The sequence below is a fragment of the Pseudomonas sp. 39004 genome, assembly GCF_028682155.1.
Taxonomy (GTDB): Bacteria; Pseudomonadota; Gammaproteobacteria; order Pseudomonadales; family Pseudomonadaceae; genus Aquipseudomonas; species Aquipseudomonas capeferrum.
Genome location: NZ_JANIAG010000259.1, coordinates 1 through 5108 on the forward strand (window position 1 = coordinate 1; position 5108 = coordinate 5108).

General features: G+C 62.3%; 6 protein-coding genes. 1 reads left to right on the forward strand and 5 read right to left on the reverse strand.

Features of this window, described 5'->3' with window-relative positions; translation table 11 throughout:
* The 5 genes from NP534_RS25455 to NP534_RS25475 form a co-directional block, all read right to left on the reverse strand.
* Positions 1 to 901: D-2-hydroxyacid dehydrogenase (locus NP534_RS25455; RefSeq protein ID WP_274100552.1), on the reverse strand; the 901-nt coding region annotated here is incomplete at its 3' end.
* Between the two features lie 79 nt (positions 902 to 980).
* A complete protein-coding gene (locus NP534_RS25460; protein WP_033699773.1) occupies positions 981 to 1274 on the reverse strand; it encodes a YcgL domain-containing protein in 294 nt (97 codons plus the stop codon).
* Positions 1271 to 2404, reverse strand: coding sequence for a ribonuclease D (gene rnd, locus NP534_RS25465; RefSeq protein WP_274100553.1), 1134 nt, complete (start codon positions 2402 to 2404; stop codon positions 1271 to 1273). Before rnd ends, NP534_RS25460 begins: the two co-directional genes overlap by 4 nt.
* A gap of 108 nt (positions 2405 to 2512) precedes the next feature.
* Positions 2513 to 4150 (reverse strand): phosphoethanolamine transferase, encoded by a 1638-nt coding sequence (locus NP534_RS25470; RefSeq protein WP_274100554.1) that lies wholly within the window; start codon positions 4148 to 4150, stop codon positions 2513 to 2515.
* A gap of 164 nt (positions 4151 to 4314) precedes the next feature.
* Entirely contained in the window at positions 4315 to 4680 is a 366-nt protein-coding gene (locus tag NP534_RS25475; protein ID WP_274100555.1) for a 5-carboxymethyl-2-hydroxymuconate Delta-isomerase, read from the reverse strand.
* Positions 4681 to 4798: 118 nt separating this feature from the next.
* Here NP534_RS25475 and NP534_RS25480 point away from each other — a divergent pair, with 118 nt between their 5' ends.
* Positions 4799 to 5035: a YdcH family protein gene (locus tag NP534_RS25480; RefSeq protein ID WP_274100556.1), complete on the forward strand. Its 237-nt coding sequence runs from the start codon at positions 4799 to 4801 to the stop codon at positions 5033 to 5035.
* Positions 5036 to 5108: the final 73 nt, after the last annotated feature.

Genomic DNA, 5108 nt, shown 5'->3' on the forward strand with positions numbered 1-5108 from the left:
GCAAGCCCTGCTCCGCCTCATATGCCCGCACATTCTCGACAAACAGCCGCACCATCGCCGCCGGCGAGGTGGGCGCCGAGCTGTGCCCGGTCAGCAGCAACCCCAAGGCGGTCCAGAACGGGTGACGCTGGGGCAGCGGCTCCTGGCGGCACACATCGATTACCGCGCCCGCCAGGTGGCCTTGCTTCAGTGCTTCGACCAGGTCGCCATCGACCACCGCCACCCCGCGCCCGGCATTGATGAACAACGCACTGGGCTTGAAACGCTGGAACAGCGCCGCATCGTACAGATCATGGGTCGCCGGCGTGTCCGGCAGCAGGTTGATCACGTAATCGGCCCGCTCGACCCTGCTCGGCAGGTCCGCCAGCGCGGCCACTTCGGCGAACGGCGCCTGCTCACGGGCGCTGCTGGCAATACCGTACAGGGTTACCCCAAACGGCTGGAGAAACTCGGCTACCCGCTGGCCGATATCGCCGGTGCCGACGATCAACACCTGGCGCCCCTCCAGCGTCCCGCCCGGGCGGTCGTCCCAGCGCCGCTCCACCTGGCTCAGCAGGCGCGGCAGCACTTCGCGTTCATGGCCAAGCATGTAGGTGAGCATGTATTCCGCCATCACCTGACCAAAAATGCCCACCGCACGCGTCAAGCGATAATCCCGTGGCAAGCCGTCGGCCAGCAGCGGAGTAATGCCCGCCCAGGTCGACTGCATCCAGGCCGGCTTGTGGCCCTGGCGCAGCAGGCTCGCCAGCAAGTCAGGCTGACCCAGCCACACTGGGCACTGCGACGCCTGCAGCGCCAGTTCGGCAGAGTCGCTGCTGGTCAGGATTTCCAGGTCAGGGGCCGCCTGGCCCAACAACTGGGCGTAATGGGCATGATCCTGTTCGGCAATCAGAACGCGCATTCGTGAAAACAACCTTGGCAGACAACCAAAGCGGCCCGACGCGCGGGCCACTTGGCGAAAGAGGGGAACCTGGCCTGGGTCAGACCGGATCGTTACGGCGCAGCAGCTCTTCGGGCAGGTGCTCGATGTACTCGTCTTCGACCGGCGGCATCTGCAGGTGATAGCCCTGGTTGTCGAGGTTTTCCAGCACCTTGGCGATATCCTCGCGGGCCAGCTTGCGCTCGGGGGTCAGCACCAGGTCGAAGGCATGCACGGGGGCGCCGAAGAACGGCAGCAGGGCCTCGGGCACGCGCTCCAGGCCTTCGGCCTTGAGCACATACAGGTACATTTCGTTCTTGCGGGGGCTCTTGTAGATCGAGCAGATACGTTTCATCGGGTTTCTCCGGCACCTGCCAGGTTGTCCAGCAGGGCCTGGCCCATACGCTCACGGCGCCAGCCGCGCAGCGAATCGGGCAGTTGATAGGGGCCGTTGGGGTAGCCGCTCTTGAGCAGGGCTTCCAGGGTTTTCTTGCGCAGCATCAGCTCGGGGGCTATGCCCAGGCGCTCGCCTTCGGCCTGGCCGATCGCGCGCAGCTGCTTGAGGATACCGGCAGCCTCGATCGGCAAGGGCTCGGGCAGGACCTGCGGCCACTGCTCGGCAGGCAGGCTGGCAGCCCGCTTGATCAGCTGAACGAGGAATTCACCGTCCTGACGGATGGTACGCGGGTGCATCTCGTCGATCTTGGCCAGCGCCGACAGGTTGGACGGCTGGGATTTGGCCATCGGCCACAGCGAGTGCTCCTTGAGGATGCGATTGCGCGGCACGTCGCGGTGGCGTGCCTCGCGCTCGCGCCAGGCACACAGCTCGCGCAACACCGCCAACTGCTGGGGCGCAAGCTTCCAGGCCAGCTTGACGTCGCGGTACAAGCTCTCGGGTTCGACCTCGCGGCGCAGTTGGGCAACCAGCTCGGCGCCGTCCTCCAGCACCCAGGCGTACTTGTCGTCGGACAGGCGCGGGCGCAGGGCGGTGAACAGCTCGGCCAGGTGCACGGCATCCTCGGCGGCGTAGCTGATCTGGGTTTCGGAAAGCGGGCGCTGCAACCAGTCGGAGCGGGTTTCACCCTTGGGCAGCTCGAGCCCCAGCACTTCCTGGACCAGGCGCGAATAACCCATGGAGAAGCCCAGGTTCAGGTAGCCGGCGGCCAACTGCGTGTCGAACAGCGGCTGTGGCAGCTTGCCGGTCAGGCGCAGCAACACTTCGAGGTCTTCGCTGCAGGCGTGCAGCACCTTGACCACGCCGCTGTCTTCCAGCAACTCGGCCAGGGGCTGCCAATTCTTGATCAGCAGCGGGTCGATCAGAAAGGCGCGTTGGCCATCGCCAATCTGGATAAGCCCCGCCTTGGGGTAGAAGGTGTCTACCCGCATGAATTCGGTGTCGAGCGCTACGAAGGGCAGTTCGCGCCAGCTTCGGCAGAGTTCGGCCAGGGTCTGGTCGTCACGGATCCAGTGTATTTCGATGGCCACGAGGCTCTCCCACTAACATTGGCGCGCAGTATATACGGCGCGGGCACTGCGGGTGAAACCTGCGCCATCCCTGGAATAGATAAACGGTGGTATGCAGGCCATTGGCAATCACCGCTTGGCTGCCAGCCAAGGCCGGCAGCTGGCGAACATGTCCAGCGACTGCTGGTAGACCTCGGTGCGCACCTGCAACAGGCCAAGCATCGAGTGGAACAGGTTGTCCTGGGACAGCGGCGCGTCGCTGAGCTTGGCCAGACAGTCGGTGTCCAGGCCGAAATCTTCGCGGTAGCTGTCCGAAAACCAGGTCAGCAACGGCACGTGCTTCTGTTGCTCAGGCGCCAGCATGTAGGGGGTGCCATGCAGGAACAGGTTGTATTCGCCCAGCGATTCGCCGTGGTCGGACAGGTAGATCATGGCGGTATCGACCTTGTCCTGCTTGCTGCGCAGGGTATCGATCAACATGGCCAGCACCTTGTCGGTGTAGGCCAGGGTGTTGTCGTAGCCGTTGACGATCTCCTGCTGGCTGCACTGGTTCAGGGCATTGCTGTGGCACACCGGGGTGAACCGCTCGGTTTGCGCCGGGTAACGCTTGAAGTACTCGGGGCCATGGCTGCCCATCTGGTGCAGCACCAGCACGGTGTCCTTGTCGAGGTTGTCGAGCAGCTCGGCCAAACCCTGCAACAGAATCTCGTCATGGCATTCGCCATTGGCACACAGGGCCGGGTCGGTGAGGTTGCTGACATCGATGAACTGCACCCGATCACAGGTACCCTTGCAGCCCGACTGGTTGTCGCGCCACTGCACGGCCAGGCCTGCGCGCTGGAGGATGTCGAGCAGCCCTTCACGGTTCTTGGCGACGCGCGCGTCGTACTCCTTGCGGCCCATGCCCGAGAACATGCACGGCACCGACACTGCCGTCTCGGTACCGCACGAATGCACATCGGAAAACGCCAGCAGGCCCTGCTCCTTGGCAAGGTTTGGCGTGGTGTCGCGGGCATAGCCGAGCACACCAAAGTTTTCTGCACGCGCGCTCTCACCCACCACCAGCACGGTCAACGACTTGCGGGCGTGGTGCTGCCAGGCTGCATCGCGCCGGGCATCTTCACCGTAAGGCTGGAATGGCCGGGCGGCCGTGCCCACACGTTCACTGACATAACCTATGGAGGCACCCACGATATTACTGGGCGTCAGCATCAGGCGCAGTTCGTGGTGATTGCGAAACAGCGAAGACAACCCCTGATAGTTGACCAACGCCACCGACCCCAAGGCCACCACGCAGGCGCCGCTTACCACCAGCTTGCCCAGCAGTTCACGGTGCCAGGCGCGGTAGGCGATCGGCGCCTTCCACAAAAGCACCGAAGGCAAAACACCCAAGCCCAGGATAGACAAGGCAAACTTCAGCGAGAGCAAGTCGCGGACTTCCGTGACATTGGTTTCGGCGATATTACGGAACATACCGGCATCAATAAGTACACCGTATTGATTCATGAAATAAGCGACACCTGCGCCACTCATGAACAAGAGGATCAGCACCGGTTTCAACACATACCGAAAGGCAAACAAGGTCAAGATCAAATTGAATGCGAACAGCATCAGCACGGCAAACGCCAGGCTCAGCCAAAGCCCCGGCAGCCCTGGCGGAACCACCTGCTCAAGGTGCTGCCAGAGAAAGACATTGAAGCCGATCAGCAAGTACAGGCTGGCCAACAACGTGACCCATTCAGTCCGCAGCGATTTGAAGTTGAGCATCAGGGTTCGCAATCAAGAGTGATTATCAGCCCGTGGGCCTGTGCGGCACCGGGAAAGTTGGCTGAACTCTAGAAAGGGCACCATCAATATTTCGTGAAAAAGACGCCAACAAAACAGTGAGTGGGCATCTTTATCACATTAAATGAAGTTCATTCAGCCGCCATTCAGCCAGGCAGGCGAAGCTTGGCGTACGGCTCACGGTCGATATCAAGCACTTCAACGCACAGCTGAATGTCCAGCCCGCCCTGGGCCGTAATGGTTTCGCGCAGCACCTCGAGCAGGCTGGCGGACAGTTGTTTTTTCACCTCCGGCGAGCGCCCGCTGAGGATCGCCAGGCGCACATGGGCGAAGGCCCGTTCGGCCGGCGCAGTGCCCACCCGGTAGTGCTTGAACGCTTGGGCGCGGCTCTTGATGTCCAGCTCTTCGGCAAACTGGCCACTGCCGACCAGGGCGTGGTTCAGGCGCAGCAGCAGCACGTCGACGTTCAGCTCGCGCAGGTTGTCGCTGTATTCCAGGTTCAGATGAGGCATGGCGCAGGGTTCCGGCTCACGGGAGGGATGCGACAGCCTACCCCAGTCCCCCACCGGCGCAAAGGCGACTATCCTCAAAAGTCAGGACCATTCGCCAACCCCCAAGAGAGGTGAAGAAATGCCCGTTCCGCACGATCTGCTCGCTGACCTGAACATCACTGCCGACGACTTCCAGGCGCGCATTGACGAGAACCACGACCTGCACAAACTGCACAAGGAGTACAACGCCAAGGACAAGGAAGTGCTGGCCGCCGAAAGCAACGCCAGCACCGATGACACCGTCACGCGTTTGCGCAAGGAGCGGCTGGCGATCAAGGACAGGATCAAAGGCATCGTTGATCAGCACAAAGCCTGATATCCCAACAACCTGAATTTGAAAGCGCCGGCCTGTTCGCAGGCAAACCCGCGAACAGGCCGGCAACTCTCAC

What these genes read in the sequence shown, in the direction of transcription:
- NP534_RS25460 (WP_033699773.1), bottom strand. Translation starts at nt 1,274, where the DNA reads ATGAAACGTATCTGCTCGATCTACAAGAGCCCCCGCAAGAACGAAATG.
- NP534_RS25470 (WP_274100554.1), bottom strand. Translation starts at nt 4,150, where the DNA reads ATGCTCAACTTCAAATCGCTGCGGACTGAATGGGTCACGTTGTTGGCC.
- NP534_RS25475 (WP_274100555.1), bottom strand. Translation starts at nt 4,680, where the DNA reads ATGCCTCATCTGAACCTGGAATACAGCGACAACCTGCGCGAGCTGAAC.
- NP534_RS25480 (WP_274100556.1), top strand. Translation starts at nt 4,799, where the DNA reads ATGCCCGTTCCGCACGATCTGCTCGCTGACCTGAACATCACTGCCGAC.